14 protein-coding genes are annotated in these 16047 nt (G+C 74.2%); 11 read left to right on the forward strand and 3 right to left on the reverse strand.

The window, feature by feature from the left end; all coding sequences use genetic code 11:
- Positions 1 to 128: 128 nt before the first annotated feature.
- Positions 129 to 1403 carry a DUF1015 domain-containing protein gene (locus ACF1G2_RS19475; protein WP_391799467.1) on the reverse strand — a complete coding sequence of 425 codons (1275 nt, stop codon included), beginning with the start codon at positions 1401 to 1403 and terminating at the stop codon, positions 129 to 131.
- A gap of 79 nt (positions 1404 to 1482) precedes the next feature.
- Between ACF1G2_RS19475 and ACF1G2_RS19480 the strand changes: the two genes are divergently transcribed.
- The 4 genes from ACF1G2_RS19480 (at position 1483) to ACF1G2_RS19495 (ending at position 5693) form a co-directional block, all read left to right on the forward strand.
- On the forward strand, positions 1483 to 2607 hold the full coding sequence (locus ACF1G2_RS19480; protein ID WP_391799468.1) for an HAD hydrolase-like protein: 1125 nt from the start codon (positions 1483 to 1485) through the stop codon (positions 2605 to 2607).
- Positions 2608 to 2740: 133 nt separating this feature from the next.
- Positions 2741 to 3796, forward strand: a complete 1056-nt coding sequence (locus ACF1G2_RS19485) for an iron chelate uptake ABC transporter family permease subunit (protein WP_352191677.1) — start codon at positions 2741 to 2743, stop codon at positions 3794 to 3796.
- The gene (locus ACF1G2_RS19490; RefSeq protein ID WP_391799469.1) at positions 3793 to 4827 is read left to right on the forward strand and encodes a FecCD family ABC transporter permease; all 1035 of its coding nucleotides are present in this window, start codon (positions 3793 to 3795) and stop codon (positions 4825 to 4827) included. The genes ACF1G2_RS19485 and ACF1G2_RS19490 overlap by 4 nt, the downstream gene beginning before the upstream one ends.
- On the forward strand, positions 4824 to 5693 hold the full coding sequence (locus tag ACF1G2_RS19495) for an ABC transporter ATP-binding protein (protein ID WP_391799470.1): 870 nt from the start codon (positions 4824 to 4826) through the stop codon (positions 5691 to 5693). The genes ACF1G2_RS19490 and ACF1G2_RS19495 overlap by 4 nt, the downstream gene beginning before the upstream one ends.
- On the opposite strand, the gene ACF1G2_RS19500 is transcribed toward ACF1G2_RS19495, so the two are convergent.
- Positions 5682 to 6029: an SCP2 sterol-binding domain-containing protein gene (locus tag ACF1G2_RS19500; protein WP_391799471.1), complete on the reverse strand. Its 348-nt coding sequence runs from the start codon at positions 6027 to 6029 to the stop codon at positions 5682 to 5684. The genes ACF1G2_RS19495 and ACF1G2_RS19500 overlap by 12 nt on opposite strands.
- Positions 6030 to 6230: 201 nt before the next feature.
- Between ACF1G2_RS19500 and ACF1G2_RS19505 the strand changes: the two genes are divergently transcribed.
- From ACF1G2_RS19505 to ACF1G2_RS19530, 6 genes are all read left to right on the forward strand, one after another.
- Complete coding sequence (locus ACF1G2_RS19505; protein ID WP_391799833.1) at positions 6231 to 6485, forward strand: hypothetical protein; 255 nt, start codon at positions 6231 to 6233, stop codon at positions 6483 to 6485.
- Positions 6486 to 6555: 70 nt separating this feature from the next.
- Positions 6556 to 7371 carry a TlyA family RNA methyltransferase gene (locus tag ACF1G2_RS19510; RefSeq protein WP_391799472.1) on the forward strand — a complete coding sequence of 272 codons (816 nt, stop codon included), beginning with the start codon at positions 6556 to 6558 and terminating at the stop codon, positions 7369 to 7371.
- On the forward strand, positions 7368 to 8285 hold the full coding sequence (locus tag ACF1G2_RS19515; protein WP_352191671.1) for an NAD kinase: 918 nt from the start codon (positions 7368 to 7370) through the stop codon (positions 8283 to 8285). The genes ACF1G2_RS19510 and ACF1G2_RS19515 overlap by 4 nt, the downstream gene beginning before the upstream one ends.
- 157 nt (positions 8286 to 8442) lie before the next feature.
- A complete protein-coding gene (gene recN, locus ACF1G2_RS19520) occupies positions 8443 to 10161 on the forward strand; it encodes a DNA repair protein RecN (protein ID WP_391799834.1) in 1719 nt (572 codons plus the stop codon).
- Positions 10162 to 10730: 569 nt separating this feature from the next.
- Positions 10731 to 11495 (forward strand): hypothetical protein, encoded by a 765-nt coding sequence (locus ACF1G2_RS19525; RefSeq protein ID WP_391799473.1) that lies wholly within the window; start codon positions 10731 to 10733, stop codon positions 11493 to 11495.
- 90 nt (positions 11496 to 11585) lie between these two features.
- The gene (locus ACF1G2_RS19530) at positions 11586 to 12671 is read left to right on the forward strand and encodes a glycosyltransferase family 4 protein (RefSeq protein WP_391799474.1); all 1086 of its coding nucleotides are present in this window, start codon (positions 11586 to 11588) and stop codon (positions 12669 to 12671) included.
- A 25-nt stretch (positions 12672 to 12696) separates the two neighbouring features.
- Here ACF1G2_RS19530 and ACF1G2_RS19535 read toward each other — a convergent pair whose 3' ends face one another.
- Positions 12697 to 14346, reverse strand: coding sequence for a PucR family transcriptional regulator (locus tag ACF1G2_RS19535; protein ID WP_391799475.1), 1650 nt, complete (start codon positions 14344 to 14346; stop codon positions 12697 to 12699).
- 159 nt (positions 14347 to 14505) lie between these two features.
- On the opposite strand from ACF1G2_RS19535, the gene ACF1G2_RS19540 reads away from it, so the two are divergent.
- Positions 14506 to 16026, forward strand: coding sequence for an APC family permease (locus tag ACF1G2_RS19540; protein WP_391799476.1), 1521 nt, complete (start codon positions 14506 to 14508; stop codon positions 16024 to 16026).
- Positions 16027 to 16047: the final 21 nt, after the last annotated feature.

Below are 16047 nucleotides of genomic sequence, written 5' to 3' on the forward strand. Positions count from 1 at the left end.
GGCGGGGCCGCCCCAGTGCGCGCCGTCGCCGCCCCTGGCGGGCCCGCCCGGGGGGGGGGCCGCGCGGGCGGGGGGGGGGGGGGGGGGGGGGGCCCCCCCGGGGGGGGGGCCCCCCCCTTCTCCATGTCTCAGTCCAGCGCCAGGCTTCTGAGCACCAGGCCCGTCGCCGGCTTCGGTCCGAAGGACGTCGACTTGCGGGGCATGGTGACGCCCTGCCGGGCCAGGTCCCGTACGACGTCCTCCCGTACCGGATGCATGAGCACCGCCGTTCCGCCGCGGCGTTCGGCCTGTGCCACGGCGGCCTCGGTGTCGTGGATGTAGCTGATCTCCTCAGGGTCGTCCGGGATGTGCCACAGATGGTCGAGGAGCGTGGCGTGCAGGACCGTGGCGTCCAGGGTGCGCCAGGCCTCCGGGCGGTCGGCGGGGACGGTCCGGGCGAGGAGCTCAGGGTCCGGGCGGTCCACGAGGTGGAAGGTGCCGTCGCCGGCGAGGAGGAAGGCGTTGCCGCCGGAGGCGGCGGCCGCCAGGGCCTCCATGGCCGTCGGCAGCGTGCCCTCGACGCGGCGGACGCGGAAACCGTCGCCGAGGGCGGCGAGGGCCTCGCCGACGGGGAGGCGGTTGAGCAGCCGGTGGATGGCGCGGACCCTGAGCGGGTATCGGGCGGTGTCGATGAGCAGGACCAAGCCGTAGTTCCACGGGCTTGGCTGGGCGTGTTCCTCGCGGAGGCGGAGGTAGGTCGCCCAGCGGTGGTGGCCGTCGGCGATCAGCGCCTGGTGCTCGGCGAGGCCCGCGGAGACCGTGGCGAGGTCGTCGGGGTCCGTGATCGCCCAGAGGCGGTGGTGGAAGCCGTCCTCCGTGGTGGTGGCCAGCAGGGGCTCGCGGTGGACGGTGCGCTCGATGACCTCGGCCGTCTCGTTGCCGTCGCCCCGGTAGGTGAGGAGCAGCGGCTCCAGGTTGGCCGCGGTGGTCCGCATCAGCGCGGCGCGGTCCTCGACGACGTGCGGCATCACGTCCTCGTGGGGGAGCACGATCCCCTCGGCCGGGGTGGAGAGTTCCAGGGCACCGATGACGCCCCGCTGCAGGATGCCGTCGCCGCTCTGCTCGTACACGTACAGGGCGGGCTCGGGGTCGGGGGCGAGGACGCCCTCGGCGAGCCAGCGGTCGAGGGTGACCGCGGCCTTGCGGTGGCGGGTGCCCGCGGTGACGGCCTGAGGCAGGATCAGCCGGACGATGTTGTGGGGGTCGGCGGACTCGAGGTGGTGCAGTCCGTCGGGCCGTACGACGACGTCGTACGGCGGTGAGGTCACGGCGGCCAGGCTGCCGACCCGCTCCGGGACATAGCGGAGTCCCCGGAACGGGACCAGGTGCAGACCGTCATTGGCCGCAGGACCTCTGCTCATCATTGCGCAATCGTAAGTGGGCGGTGGCAATGAGCGATGATCGGGGGAGTCGGGACGGCTGAGACGTGAGGAGTACGAGGTCATGGGTGACGGCGGGCAGGGCGGTCAGGGCGTGCGGCAGGGCTCGGAGCGGGGCCGTGAGCCGGGCTCGGAGCCCGGTCTGCGGCATGGTTCGCGGGAGGTCAGGGACCGGCCGGCCGGCATCGAGCGGACGCTGAGCGAGGCGTACGACACGGCGCTGCTGGATCTGGACGGTGTGGTGTACGCGGGCGGTGAGGCGATCGCCCATGCCGTGGACGCGCTGGGCGCGGCCCGGGCCGGCGGGATGCATCTCGCGTACGTCACCAACAACGCGCTGCGGACTCCGGACGCGGTGGCCGCGCACCTGACCGAGCTGGGCGTTCCGGCGGAGGCGGCGGACGTCATCACGTCCGCGCAGGCGGTCGCGCGGCTGATCGCGGACGACGTGCCCGCGGGTTCGCCGGTGTTGGTTGTCGGGGGTGAGGGGCTCCGGGTGGCGCTGCGCGAGCGGGGCCTGGAGCCGGTGGAATCGGCGGACGTGGACGGTCTCGCGGCCGTGGTGCAGGGGTACGGCGGGCCGGAGATGCCGTGGGCGCGGTTCGCGGAGGCGGGCTACGCGGTGGCGCGGGGCGTGCCGTGGTACGCCTCGAACACGGACCTGACGATTCCGGGGGCGCGGGGGATCGGGCCGGGGAACGGGGCGGCGGTGGAGGTCGTACGGATCGCCACGGGCGGTGTCGTGGAGCCGAAGGTGGCGGGGAAGCCGTTGCCGCCGATGCACCGCGAGACGGTGCTGCGGACGGGGGCGGAGCGGCCGCTCGTGGTCGGGGACCGGCTGGACACGGACATCGAGGGGGCGTTCAACGGGGGCGTGGACTCGCTGCTCGTACTGACGGGGGTGACGGACGTGGCGCAGCTGCTCGCCGCTGTTCCGGAGCACCGGCCGACGTATGTGGACGCGGATCTGCGCGGGCTGCTGACGGGGCAGCCGCACGTGGTCGGGGTGCACGGGGGGTTCGTGTGCGGCGGCTGGTCGGCCGAGGCGCGCGGCGGCGAACTCGTCCTCGACGGGGAGGGGCCGGCCCTGGACGGGGTGCGGGCGCTGTGCGCCGCGGCGTGGACGGAGGCCGGGGCGGGCGCCTGCGGGTTGGACGCGGGGAAGGCGCTGGCGCGGCTGGCGCTGTGAAGGGCTGCGTACCGGCGTTCCGACCCGGGTTCTGTCCCAGGTTCTGTCCTGCGTTCTGACCTGGGTTCTGACCAGGGTTCTGACCTGGGGCGGGGATCGAAGAGCGATAGCAGGGTAGGCTAACCTAACTCCCGTGTTGGTCGAGAGTCCCTCCCGAGCGAGCGCGGATCCGACCGGCCCCGACCAGAAGCCGACGCGCCGGCATTCCGTGCGCGCCGTCGGGTTGGTCGCGGCCGTCGGAGTCCTGCTGCTGGTCTGTGTCCTGAGCGTCATGATCGGTGCCAAACCGGTGCCGCTCGGCGACGTGTGGCACGGGCTGTTCCAGAACACCGGTGTCGGCAACGACGTCATCATCCACGACGTCCGCGTCCCCCGGACCCTGCTCGGGCTGCTCGTCGGCGTCGCCCTCGGCCTCTCCGGGGCCGTGATGCAGGGCCTCACCCGCAACCCGCTCGCCGAGCCGGGACTCCTCGGCGTCAACGCCGGCGCCGCGGCGGCCGTCGTCTCCGCGATCGCCTTCCTCGGGATCTCGGACGTCGGCGACTACATCTGGTTCGCGTTCGCCGGCGCGGCCGTCGTCTCCGTCGTCGTGTACGTCCTCGGCGGCAGCCGCAGCTCCACGCCCGTGCGTCTCGCGCTCGCCGGAACGGCCGCCACCGCCGCGCTCTACGGCTACGTCAACGCCGTCCAGCTGCTGAACTCGGCCGCGCTCGACCGGCTCCGCTTCTGGACCGTCGGCTCGCTCGCCTCCGCCGACATGGAGACCGTGCGCCGCGTGGCGCCGTTCATCCTCGCCGGTGTCGTCCTCGCCCTGCTCATCGCCCGGCCGCTCAACGCCATGGAGCTGGGCGACGACACCGCCCGCGCGCTCGGCGCCGACCTCAACCGGACCCGCGTGCTCGCGATGGCCGCGGTCACGCTGATGTGCGGCGCCGCGACCGCCGCCTGCGGGCCGATCGTGTTCCTCGGCCTGATGGTCCCGTACCTCGTACGCGCCATCACCGGTCCCGACATGCGCTGGATCCTCCCGTACGCGGCCGTACTCTCGCCCGTCCTGCTGCTCGGCTCCGACGTGGTCGGCCGGCTGGTCGCCCGCCCCGCGGAGCTGCAGGTCGGCATCGTCACCGCGCTGATCGGCGGGCCCGTCTTCATCCGCCTCGTCCGCCGCAAGAGGATGGCCCAGCTGTGACCACCAAGACGCTACGGACCGGTGCCGGGCTCTCCCTGCGCTACGCGCCCCGCGCCGCCCTCTCCCTGGTCGGGTTGCTCGCCCTCGCCCTCGCGGCCGCCGTCGTGCTCATCGGCAGCGGAGACTTCCCCATCGCCCCCGGCGACGTCGTCGCCACCCTCCTCGGCGACGGCACCGCCGTTCAGGAGTTCGCCGTCATGGACCTGCGGCTGCCGCGCGTCCTCGTCGCGGTCTTCGTCGGCGCAGCGCTCGGCATCGGCGGCGCCGTCTTCCAGTCCATCTCCCGCAACCCGCTCGGAAGCCCCGACGTCATCGGCTTCGGCCAGGGCGCCACGGTCGGCGCGCTGGCCGTCATCGTCCTCTTCCAGGGCAGCGCGACGGCCGCGGCGGGCGGTGCCGTCGTCGGAGCCCTGGTCACGGGCACCGCGATCTACCTGCTCGCCTGGAAGCGCGGGGTCCACGGCTACCGGCTCGTCCTCGTCGGCATCGGCGCGGCCGCGATGCTCACGGCCGTCATCCACTACCTGATCACCAAGGCCAACCTCGTCGACGCCACCCGCGCCACCGTCTGGATGACGGGTTCGCTCGACGGGCGGGACTGGGAGCAGTTCTGGCCGCTGTTCGCCCTCTGCTGCGTGCTGATCCCGCTGGTCCTGGGCCACGGGCGGGCGCTGCGGATGCTGGAGATGGGCGACGACGCCGCGTACGCCCTCGGGGTGCGGGTGGAGCGGACCCGCATCGTGCTGATGGCCTCCGCCGTGCTGCTCGTCGCCGTGGCCACCGCCGCGGCCGGGCCCATCGTCTTCGTCTCCCTCAGCGCCCCGCAGCTCGCGCGCCGGCTGACCCGCTCGCCCGGCCCGAACCTCGCGGCCTCCGCCCTCATGGGCTCCGTCCTGCTGCTCGTCGCCGACTGGACCGCCACCAACGCCTTCGGCGACCGGCAGCTGCCGGTGGGCGTCGTCACCGGGGTGCTCGGCGGCTGCTATCTGCTGTGGCTGCTCGTCACCGAGCGCAAGGCGGGACGGATATGACGGATTCCCACGAGAAGAACAACAGGAGCACCTCCATGGACCGCCAGACCCAGCGGCTCGGCGCGGAATCGGTCACCCTCGCCTACGACCAGCGGGTCATCGCCCGCGACCTGTCCGTCGAGATCCCCGACAACTCGTTCACGGTCATCGTCGGCCCCAACGCCTGCGGCAAGTCGACCCTGCTGCGCGCCCTGTCCCGGATGCTCAAGCCCTCGGAGGGCCGGGTGCTCCTCGACGGGCAGAGCATCCACAGCCTGCCGGCCAAGAAGGTCGCCAAGACCCTCGGTCTGCTGCCCCAGTCCTCCGTCGCCCCCGACGGCATCACGGTCGCCGACCTCGTGGCCCGCGGGCGCTACCCGCACCAGGGGCTGCTGCGCCAGTGGTCGCCGGAGGACGAGCGGATCGTCCAGGAGGCGATGGCCGCGACCGGGGTCGCGGAGCTGGCCGAGCGGTACGTCGACGAGCTGTCCGGCGGGCAGCGCCAGCGCGTGTGGATCGCGATGGCGCTCGCCCAGCAGACGCCCCTGCTGCTCCTCGACGAGCCCACGACCTTCCTGGACATCCAGCACCAGATCGACGTCCTCGACCTCTGCGCCGAGCTGCACGAGACACAGGGCCGGACCCTCGTCGCCGTCCTCCACGACCTCAACCACGCGGCCCGGTACGCCACCCACCTCATCGCCGTGCGCGGTGGCGAGGTGGTCGCGGAGGGGCCGCCGGCCGAGGTCGTGACGGCCGAGCTCGTCGAGCGGGTCTTCGGGCTGCGCTGCCAGGTCATCGAGGACCCGGAGACGGGCACGCCGCTGGTCGTGCCCGCGGGCCGCAAGGCCCGCGCGAAGAGGGAGCAGCCCGCGCTACAGAAGTGAGCGCAGCTTCAGCAGGTCGCGGAAGCCGGCCTCCAGTCTGACCCGGCCGGAGGCCCAGGCCTTCGCGAAGTTCAGCTCGCCTCCCACCATGGCCACCAGGTCGTCGCCCGTCATCGCCAGGCGGATCTGCGCCTTGGCGGGCGGCGGACCCGGCACGGTGTCCTGGACCTCGATCCGACCGCCCGCGAGGCGGCCGGTGAACGTCGTGTCCAGGTCCGTGACGTGGCAGCTCAGGCTGCGGTCGAGCGCGGCGGCGCTGCGGACCTCGCCGTCCGCGCGCGCGAGATTGTCCGAAAGTCTGTCGAGTGCGCTGCGGCACTCCTCGATCGTGGCCATCGTGATCGACCGTACCCCAGGGCTTCGCGATAGCGTCGGGGGATGAACGACGTGACGGACGCAGCGCCGGCCCCGGACGAGGGCGCGGGCCGCCCGGCCCAGGACGCGGGTCCTGCCGCGAGCGAGGGCGCGGGCGCGGTCCTGGACCCGGCCTCGGACCCGGCTTCGGACCTGGACCCGGCCTCGGACCCGGCCTCGGTCCTGGACCCGGCCTGGCAGGCGGCGCCGGGGTCCGGCGAGGAAGCGGCTTTCGAACCCGCCGCGCCCGCGCCCCTCGGCGTGCAGCGCGTCCCCACCGGCCGTCCCTCCGTGGACGCGCTCCTGGAGCGGCTCGGTGACGCCGACCACCTCGCGGCGGACGGACACCTGGAGGTGTACGAGGATGTACACCGTGGGCTGCGCGACGAGCTGACCTCGCTCGACGCCGTTCGCCCCGGACCGGCCCCGGGACCGTGAACGGTTCCGCCGGTCCGTCCGTACAACCCGTCGTACAACCAGTCGTACAACCACAGGAGCTGAACCGAACGTGGCAGGAGTGGCACGCCGCCGTCTGGACGCCGAGCTGGTACGCCGCAAGCTCGCCCGCTCGCGCGAGCACGCCAGCCAGCTGATCGCCGCCGGCCGGGTGACCGTCGGCAAGACGGTCGCGACCAAGCCCGCCACCCAGGTGGAGACGGCCGCGGCCATCCTCGTCGCCCAGGACGACGCCGACCCCGACTACGTCTCGCGCGGCGGCCACAAGCTCGCCGGTGCCTTCGCGGCCTTCGTACCGCAGGGGCTGACGATCTCGGGCCGGCGGGCTCTGGACGCGGGCGCGTCGACCGGCGGGTTCACGGACGTCCTGCTGCGGGCGGGCGCCGCGCACGTCGTCGCCGTCGACGTCGGCTACGGACAGCTCGCCTGGTCGCTCCAGAGCGACGAGCGGGTCACCGTGAAGGACCGGACGAACGTACGCGAGTTGACCCTCGACGCCATCGACGGCACCCCCGTCGACCTCGTCGTCGGCGATCTCTCTTTCATCCCGCTCGGCCTCGTGCTGCCCGCCCTGGTGCGCTGCACGGCCCCCGACGCGGACCTCGTACTCATGGTGAAGCCGCAGTTCGAAGTGGGCAAGGAGCGCCTCGGCACGGGCGGCGTCGTCCGCAGTTCCGAGCTCCGTGCCGACACCGTACGGAACGTGGCGCGCCAGGCGGCCGAGCTCGGGCTCGGGGTGCTGGGCGTGACGGCGAGCCCGCTGCCCGGCCCCTCCGGCAACGTCGAGTACTTTCTTTGGCTGCGGGCAGGGGCGCCCGCGCTTGATCCGGCGGATGTCGACCGCGCCGTGGCGGAGGGACCTCGTTGAGCTCAACGACCGCACCACCTGGTAGCCGTACTGTCTTCCTGCTCGCGCACACCGGCCGGCCGGCCGCCGTGCGCAGCGCCGAACTCGTCGTACTCGGACTCCTGCGGAGCGGCATCGGCGTCCGCGTCCTGGAGGCGGAGGCGGCCGACCTGCCGCTCCCGCCGTCCGTGGAGACCGTGCCGGAGGCCTGCACCGACGCGCTGGAGGGCTGCGAGCTGCTCGTCGTCCTCGGCGGCGACGGGACGCTGCTGCGCGGCTCGGAGTTCTCCCGGGCGTCCGGTGTGCCGATGCTCGGTGTCAACCTCGGCCGGGTCGGCTTCCTCGCGGAGGCCGAGCGCGACGACCTCGACAAGGTCGTCGACCGCGTCGTCACGCGCGCGTACGAGGTCGAGGAGCGGATGACCCTCGACGTGGTCGTGTACGAGAACGGCGACGTGCTGCACCGCGACTGGGCGCTGAACGAGGCCGCCGTGCAGAAGGTCTCCCCGGAACGGATGCTGGAGGTCGTGCTCGCGATCGACGGCCGGCCGGTCACCGGGTTCGGCTGCGACGGGGTGATCTGCGCGACTCCGACGGGCTCGACGGCGTACGCCTTCTCGGCCGGCGGACCCGTGATCTGGCCCGAGGTCGAGGCGCTGCTCATGGTCCCGATCGGGGCGCACGCGCTGTTCGCCAAGCCACTCGTGACGACGCCCGAGTCCGTGCTCGCGGTGGAGGTGGAGCCGCACACGCCCAACGGCGTGCTGTGGTGCGACGGCCGCCGTACGGTCGAACTCCCGGCGGGCGCACGGGTCGAGGTCCGGCGCGGCGCCGTTCCGGTACGGCTCGCCCGGCTGCACCACGCCTCCTTCACGGACCGCCTGGTGGCGAAGTTCGCCCTTCCGGTCTCGGGGTGGCGCGGCGCGCCCCACTAGGGCGACGGCCGGGGACCCGGCGCCCCGGCCCGAGGCCGGGGCGGCCCACCCCCACGGGTGACAGCCGCGGTTCCGACCTGCGGATTCGCCCCGTTCCGGCAGGGGCCGTCGCACAGGCGGGGCCGGACCTCGTAAGGTCTTCCCCGTGTTGGAGGAGATGCGGATACGGTCGCTCGGGGTCATCGACGACGCTGTTGTCGAGCTGTCGCCCGGTTTCACCGCGGTGACCGGCGAGACCGGCGCCGGCAAGACGATGGTCGTGACCAGCCTCGGGCTGCTGCTCGGCGGACGTGCCGACCCCGCCCTGGTGCGGATCGGCGCGGGCTCCGCCGTGGTCGAGGGGCGGATCACGCTGCCCGACGGCTCGGGCGTCGCCGCACGCGCCGAGGAGGCGGGCGCGGAGCTGGACGACGGCACCCTGCTCGTCAGCCGGACGGTCTCGGCCGAGGGCCGCTCGCGCGCCCACCTCGGCGGGCGCTCCGTGCCCGTCGGCCTGCTGGCCGAGCTGGCGGACGAACTCGTCGCCGTGCACGGCCAGACCGACCAGCAGGGCCTGCTCAAGCCGGCCCGGCAGCGCGGCGCGCTCGACCGGTACGCGGGAGAGGCCGTCGCCGTGCCGCTCGCCGCGTACGGAGAGGCGTACCGGCGGCTGCGGGCCGTCGTCGCCGAGCTGGACGAGATCACCACCCGGGCGCGCGAGCGGGCCCAGGAGGCCGATCTGCTGCGCTTCGGGCTCGGTGAGATCGAGGCCGTCGAACCGCTGGCCGGGGAGGACGTCGAGCTGGCCGCGGAGGCGGAGCGCCTCGGGCACGCCGAGGCCCTCGCCTCGGCCGCCGCGCTGGCGCACGCGGCGCTGGCCGGACAGCCCGAGGACCCGGAGGCCGTCGACGCGACGACCCTCGTCGCCGGGGCGGGGCGCGCGCTCGAAGCCGTACGGTCGCACGATCCGGCGCTCGCGGCGCTCGCCGACCGGATGGGCGAGATCTCCATCCTGCTCGCCGACGTTGCGGGGGAGCTCGCCGGGTACGCCGACAACCTGGATGCCGACCCGCGCCGCCTCGCGGCCGTCGAGGAGCGGCGGGCGGCGCTGACCCAGCTCACCCGGAAGTACGGCGAGGACGTCTCGGCCGTTCTGGCATGGGCGCAGGAGAGCGCGGCCCGGCTCACGGAGCTGGAGGGCGACGACGACCGGATCGGCGAACTGACCGCCGAGCGGGACGCGCTGCGGAACGAACTGTCGGTCCTCGCGCAGGCGCTCACCGACGCGCGTACGGAGGCGGCGGCGCGGTTCGCCGACGCGGTCACCTCCGAGCTGGCCTCGCTCGCCATGCCCCACGCGCGCGTGTCCTTCGCCATCCGCCAGACCGAGGACCCGGAGGGCGTGGAGGTCGGCGGGCGCCGGGTCGCCTACTCGCCGTCCGGTGCCGACGAGGTCGAGCTGCTGCTCGCCCCGCACCCGGGGGCGCCGCCGCGGCCGATCGCCAAGGGCGCGTCCGGTGGTGAGCTTTCCCGGGTGATGCTGGCGGTCGAGGTCGTCTTCGCGGGTACGGACCCGGTGCCGACGTATCTCTTCGACGAGGTCGACGCGGGCGTCGGCGGCAAGGCGGCCGTGGAGATCGGCCGCCGGCTGGCGAAGCTCGCCAGGACGGCGCAGGTCGTGGTCGTCACCCACCTGCCGCAGGTGGCGGCGTTCGCCGACCGCCAGCTGCTCGTGGAGAAGACGAACGACGGCTCGGTGACCCGCTCCGGCGTGACGGTCCTGGAGGGCGAGGACCGGGTCCGCGAGCTGTCGCGGATGCTGGCGGGCCAGGAAGACTCGGAAACGGCCCGGGCCCACGCGGAGGAACTCCTGGCAACGGCCAGGGCGGACGGCTGAGGCCGCGTCGAGGGGTGGGCGCGGTGAGGGTCGCGTGGCCGGGGCCTGCGTGCCGGTGGCCGTGGGCGGCTGAGCGCCGCGTCGAGGGGTGGGCGCCGGTGAGGGCGTGGCCCTCGAAGGCGGCGGGGGCCGGCTGCTGACGGCGCGGTTCGGCGCCCGAGCAGCCGGGACCCGTGTGCCGGTGGCCGTGGGCGGCTGAGCGCCGCTTCGAGGGGTGGGCGCCGGTGAGGGCGTGGCCCTCGAAGGCGGCGGGGGCCGGCTGCTGACGGCGCGGTTCGCTGCCCGAGCGGCCGGGGCCTGCGTGCCGGTGGTCGTGGCCGTGGGCGTCGGCGCCTGGCGCCGGCCGCCGTGTCGGGAAGAGCGTGCACGTCCCCAGGCGGCCGGGCGCCGCGCCGGCCCGTCGGCGACGACGGGGAGCGCGGCCCTCCCCAGTGGCGCCGGGGCCGCCGTGGGCCCCGGGGGCGCCTTGGGCACCGGCCCTCCCCAGTGGCGTCGCCTTGGGTTTCGGGGGTCGCCCCGGGCCCCGGGGGTCGCTTCCGGGGCGGCCGGGGGGTGCCTAGGGTGGGGGCATGATCGGGACGTGGAGCAGGGCGGGGGCGTTCGTCGTGGCCGCGGGGGTCGCGCGGGTGGCGTACGGGGTGTTGCGGCGGCGGGACGACCCGCGGTGGCGGCGGGAGAACCACGCCGGGCGCAGCGTCGACCTGTACGCCGGTCCCGCCACCGCGCTCGGCACGGCCGTGGCGGTCGCGAGCACAGCGAATCGGGGGTCCCCCCGGCCGGAGGGCGGGGGAGGGCCGGCCGCGTTCGCCGTGCTCGCAGCCGGGGCCTGCGGGGCGTACGACGACCTCAAGGGTGACCACCGGCGGGGCCTCCGGGCGCACCTCGGGGCCCTGCGCGAGGGCGAGGTCACCAGCGGGACCGTGAAGCTCGTCGGGATCGGCGCGGCCGGGCTCGTGGCCGGCGCGCTGCTCAAGGAGCGGCCCGTCGACAAGGTCCTCGCGGCAGTCGTCATCGCCGGCACCGCCCACTTCGTCAACCTCGTGGACGTGGCGCCGGGGCGCGCCGGGTTGACGGTGCTCGGGCTCGCCGCCCCGGGCCTGCTGCGCGGGCCGATCGCCGCGGCCCCCATGGGCGCCGCGTTCGCCGTCCTCGCCGACGACCTCGGCGAGCGCACCATGCTCGGCGACACCGGCGCCCACGCGCTCGGCGCGGCCGTCGGCAGCGCCATCGCCGCCGGGAACGGGCGGTTCGGACTCGCCGTCCACGCGGCCGGACTCATCGCCGCCGCCGCGTTCGGAGACCGGATCAGCACCCTCGCAGGTTCACCCATGTGAGTGATAGCGCGTGACGAGTTGGGGGCTTGGACACGGCGACGAGGGGGCTTCGGTGCCGGAACGTGCGTACGGGCTGGCATCCTTGGGCGCGTGACACAGCTCCGTACGGTCCAAGTGCTGGGCGGCGGCAGCGCGGGCAGCAGCGCTCACGTCCGATCACTTGCCTCGGGGCTGGTGGCGAGAGGCGTGCGGGTGACCGTGTGCGCCCCGGCCGAACTCGACCGCGCCTACGACTTCATCGGCGCGGGCGCGCACTTCGTGCCCGTGCCGCGCCGCAACGACCCCGCGACGGTCGCCCAGCTCCGTAACGCCTGCATCGGCGTGGACGTCGTGCACGCGCACGGCCTGCACGCCTCCGTACGGGCGACGCTCGCGCTGTCCGGTACGGTCCGTGCGCCGGCGCTCGTGACGACCTGGCACACCCGCACCCACGTGGACGGGGCGCGGGGCGGGCTGCTGCGGCTGCTCGAACGGAAGACGGTGCGGGCGTCCGCCGTCGTCCTCGGGACGTCGTCCGAGCTGGTCGACCGGGCCCGGCGGCGCGGCGCGCGCGACGCGCGGCTCGCCCCCGTGACCGTTCCCGCCTCACGGGCCCCGGTCTGTCTGCACGACGGCAAGGCGCGGGCCGAACTGGGAGCGGTCGACCGGCCGTTGCTGATGGCCGTCGGCTCCCTCGTGCCCGAGCGGGGGTACGGGCTCCTCCTGGACGCGGCACGGGAGTGGCGGGACATGGACCCGCAGCCCCTGCTGGTGATCGCGGGCGAGGGGCGCGAACGGGCCGCGCTCCAGCGGCGGATCGAGGCGGAGGGCCTCGGGGTCCGGCTGATCGGCCGGCGCGAGGACGTGGCGGAGCTGCTGGCCGCGGCCGACGTGGCGGTCCTCCCGTCGCGGTGGGAGGCGCGCGCCCTGCTGGCGCAGGAGGCGCTGCGGCTCGGTGTGCCGCTGGTCGCCACGGCGGTCGGCGGTGTGCCCGAACTGGTCGGGGAAGCGGCCGAGTTGGTGCCATGGGGGGACGCGGGCGCGCTGGCCGCCGCCGTACGGGGGCTGCTGGAGGACGCCGACCGCCGTATGGACCTGGCGGCGGCGGGCCGGACACAGGCGAGGACCTGGCCCACGGAGGACGAGACGGTCGCGCACGTCCTGAGCGTGTACGACGAGCTGTCCGGTCGGCCCTGAGGGGCCGTTCCGGACGCCCCGCGTGCTACGGAGTGTGCCGTCGCGCCCGGAGGGCGAGCGACAGCGCCAGGACCGTCTGCGGGTCGTCCAGGTCCGTGCCGAGGAGTTCGGAGATACGGGCCAGGCGGTTGTAGAGCGTCTGGCGGTTGAGGTGGAGCTCGCGGGCCGTCTCCGCCTTGCGGCCCGCGTGGGCCAGGTAGGTCTCCAGGGTCGGGAGCAGCGGCGGGCGGGCGGCGCGGTCGTGGTCCCGCAGGGGGCCGATCGCGCGGTCGACGAAGGCCGCGAGGTCCGGGTGGTCGCGCAGGCGCCACAGCAGCAGGTCGATGTCGAGCCGCCGCGCGTCGTACCAGGGGCGGTCGGAGAGGCCCTGCGCCGCCGTCGCCGTCTCGCCCACGTGCCGCAGGGACGCCGCTGCCGCCGCCCAGCCGCCCGCGACGCCCACCACGACCACCGGCGGCTGCGTGCCGGGCCTCGCCCAGGCTCCGCCCGGGGCCGACCCCGCGAGGCCCGCCCGCTCCACGCCCGCGCGCAGCGCCGCCGCGACCCGGTCCGCCACCGCCGTACGCTCCGACTCCGAGCGCAGACCGAGCAGCAGGGGCACACGGCCCTCCACCGGCCGCACGCCGAGCAGCACCGGAACGCCGACCGACGAGAGCTCCTCCAGGACCGCCCGCGCGAGCAGCGCCCAGTTGCCGGAGGGGGAGAGTTCGGGGGCGAGACGCATGACCACGGGCAGCAGCGGGCCGTCCACCGGGCGGAAGCCCAGCACCCGCGCCTGCGCGGGCGCGTCCTCCGCCGTGATCCGGCCCTCCGCCAGGTCCGTCAGGAAGTCGCCCCTGCCCCGGGCCGCCAGCTCCTCCTCCTGGCGGGCCTGCATCAGCACGACCGCCAGGATTCCCGCCGCCCGCTCGGCCGCCATCCGGTGCACCGGGGCGAGCGGTCCGGAAACCGCGAGCAGCACGAGGCGGGCCCGGACCGATCCCGCACCGGGTCCGCCGCCGGGCACGTCCACGAGCACGGCGCCCGTCGGCGGCCCCGACTCCCGTGCCGCCCGCTGACCCCGTAGCCCGTCCCACACCTGGAGCGGGTCCGCCGGGCCCGACTCCGTACCGGCCGCGTAGAGCAGCTGTCCGTCCGCCGTCTCCAGGAAAACCGGATTCGCCGTGAAGTCGGCGAGGATCCGTAGCACCTGGGGCACCCCGCCCCCGCCGAGGAGCGCCTCCGTGCACTGCCGGTGGACCTCCTCCGCCTGCCGCAGGAGCGCGTAGTGGCCGTTGACGATCTCGGTGTGGATCTCCTCGGTGACGGCCACGAACGGCACCTCGCGGTGCAGCTGCACCAGCGGCAGGCCGGCCGAGCGCGCAGACTCCACGATGGCGGCCGGCAGCCGCGAGAACCGCGGCCCCAGCTCCACCACCAGGGCCGCGATGCCCCGGTCCGCGAGCCGCCGTACGAACGCGCGCTGCTCCGCCGGGCGGGTACCGAGGCCGAGCCCCGTCGTGAGCAGCAGCTCACCGCCCTTGAGCAGCGACGCGATGTTCGGGACCTCTCCCGCGTGTACCCAGCGCACGGTCCGGTTCAGCCGGTCCGCGCCCGCGACCACCTCCGGGAGGCCGCTGCGGAGTCCGGGCAGCTCCAGCGCCCGCTGCACGGTGATCCCGCCCTGACTGTCCATGGCCGGACGCTACCTCTGTCCATGTTCCGGTGACATCACCCGGCGGTGACGGGACTCGACATTTCGTCCGTACCGTCGACAACTCGTCGCCTCGTCGGGCCAATTGTGCGACCGCATGTCGATTGTGGTGTACGTCACGCGAGAGGATCCTCTCCGGCCATGGCAGAGAACCCCACCCCTGAGGTGCACCGTCTCAAAGCGAACTCGGTCGGTCTGGTCGGCGTCGTCTTCATGGCCGTCGCCACCGCCGCGCCGATCACGGCCATGACGGGGAACCTCCCCATCGCCGTGGGTTTCGGCAACGGCACCGGCGCGCCCGCCGGCTACCTGTTCGCGACCCTCGTCCTGACCGTCTTCTCGGTCGGCTACGTGGCCATGGCCAAGCGGATCACCGCCGCCGGGGCCTTCTACGGCTACATCTCGCACGGCCTCGGCCGGATCGCCGGCATGGCCTCCGGCATGCTCGCCGTGCTCGCGTACATCGTCTTCGAGGCGTCGATCGTCGGCGTCTTCGCCTACTTCACCCGGACGACGGTGGCCGGCCAGCTCGGTGTCGACCTGCCGTGGATCGTGTACGCGGCGGCGATGCTCGCCGTGACCGCCGTCCTCGCCTACTTCGACATCAACCTCACCGCCAAGGCCCTCGGCGTGATGCTGGTCGCCGAGATAGCGGTCCTCTTCGCCGTCGCCACCGCCGTCCTGATCTCCGGCGGCGGTCCCGACGGCATCCCGGTCGAGCCGGTCAACCCGAAGAACGCCTTCACCGGCGCCTCCGCCGGGCTCGGACTCTTCTTCGCCTTCTGGTCCTGGGTCGGCTTCGAGTCGACGGCGATGTACGGCGAGGAGTCCCGCGACCCCAAGCGGGTCATCCCCCGCGCCACGCTCGTCTCCGTCATCGGCGTCGGCCTGTTCTACATCTACGTCTCCTGGATGACCATCGCGGGCAACGGGCTCTCAGGTTCCGTGGAACTGTCTTCCTCCGCCGCCCCTCTCGACCTCTTCTTCGCTCCCACCCAGGCCTTCATCGGCGCCTGGGCCGTCGACGCCTTCCAGTGGCTGCTGCTCACCGGCTCCTTCGCCTGTGGCATGGCCTTCCACCAGTGCGCCTCCCGCTACCTCTACGCCATCGGCCGCGAGGGGTTCCTCCACCCGGCGCTCGGGCGCACGCACCCCCGTCACGGCTCTCCGTACGTCGCCTCCTACGTCCAGAGCGCCATCGCGGTCGCCCTCGTCGGCGCCTTCTGGCTCACCGGTCAGGACCCGTACATCCACCTCTACACGCTGCTCGCGATCCTCGGCACGATGGCCATCCTCATCGTCCAGACCCTCTGCTCCTTCGCCGTCATCGGCTACTTCCGCGCGAACCACCCCGAGGACCGGCACTGGTTCAAGACGCTCACCGCACCGCTGCTGGGCGGCATCGGCATGATCGCCGTGGTCGTCCTGCTGATCGTGAACATGGAGACGGCCGCGGGCCTCGCCGCCGACTCCCTCTTCTTCAAGGCGATCCCGTGGATCGTCGGAGCCGTCTTCCTCGGTGGTCTCGGCCTGGGCTGCTACCTGAAGGCCAGACGGCCCGAGCGCTACGAGATCATCGGCCGGATCGTCCTGGAGGACGCGGCCGAGCGCGACGACGAGGCCCAGCCGGCTCCCGCCCCCGCCGCCGTACCTCAGAGCTGATCCCTCACCTCAGACCAGGAG

The organism is Streptomyces sp. NPDC013457 (assembly GCF_043089925.1).
Classification (GTDB): domain Bacteria; phylum Actinomycetota; class Actinomycetes; order Streptomycetales; family Streptomycetaceae; genus Streptomyces.

Coding starts and splice junctions, on each gene's coding strand:
- ACF1G2_RS19475 (WP_391799467.1), bottom strand. CDS start 1,403: ATGATGAGCAGAGGTCCTGCGGCCAATGACGGTCTGCACCTGGTCCCG.
- ACF1G2_RS19480 (WP_391799468.1), top strand. CDS start 1,483: ATGGGTGACGGCGGGCAGGGCGGTCAGGGCGTGCGGCAGGGCTCGGAG.
- ACF1G2_RS19495 (WP_391799470.1), top strand. CDS start 4,824: ATGACGGATTCCCACGAGAAGAACAACAGGAGCACCTCCATGGACCGC.
- ACF1G2_RS19500 (WP_391799471.1), bottom strand. CDS start 6,029: ATGGCCACGATCGAGGAGTGCCGCAGCGCACTCGACAGACTTTCGGAC.
- recN (WP_391799834.1), top strand. CDS start 8,443: ATGCGGATACGGTCGCTCGGGGTCATCGACGACGCTGTTGTCGAGCTG.
- ACF1G2_RS19525 (WP_391799473.1), top strand. CDS start 10,731: ATGATCGGGACGTGGAGCAGGGCGGGGGCGTTCGTCGTGGCCGCGGGG.
- ACF1G2_RS19535 (WP_391799475.1), bottom strand. CDS start 14,346: ATGGACAGTCAGGGCGGGATCACCGTGCAGCGGGCGCTGGAGCTGCCC.
- ACF1G2_RS19540 (WP_391799476.1), top strand. CDS start 14,506: ATGGCAGAGAACCCCACCCCTGAGGTGCACCGTCTCAAAGCGAACTCG.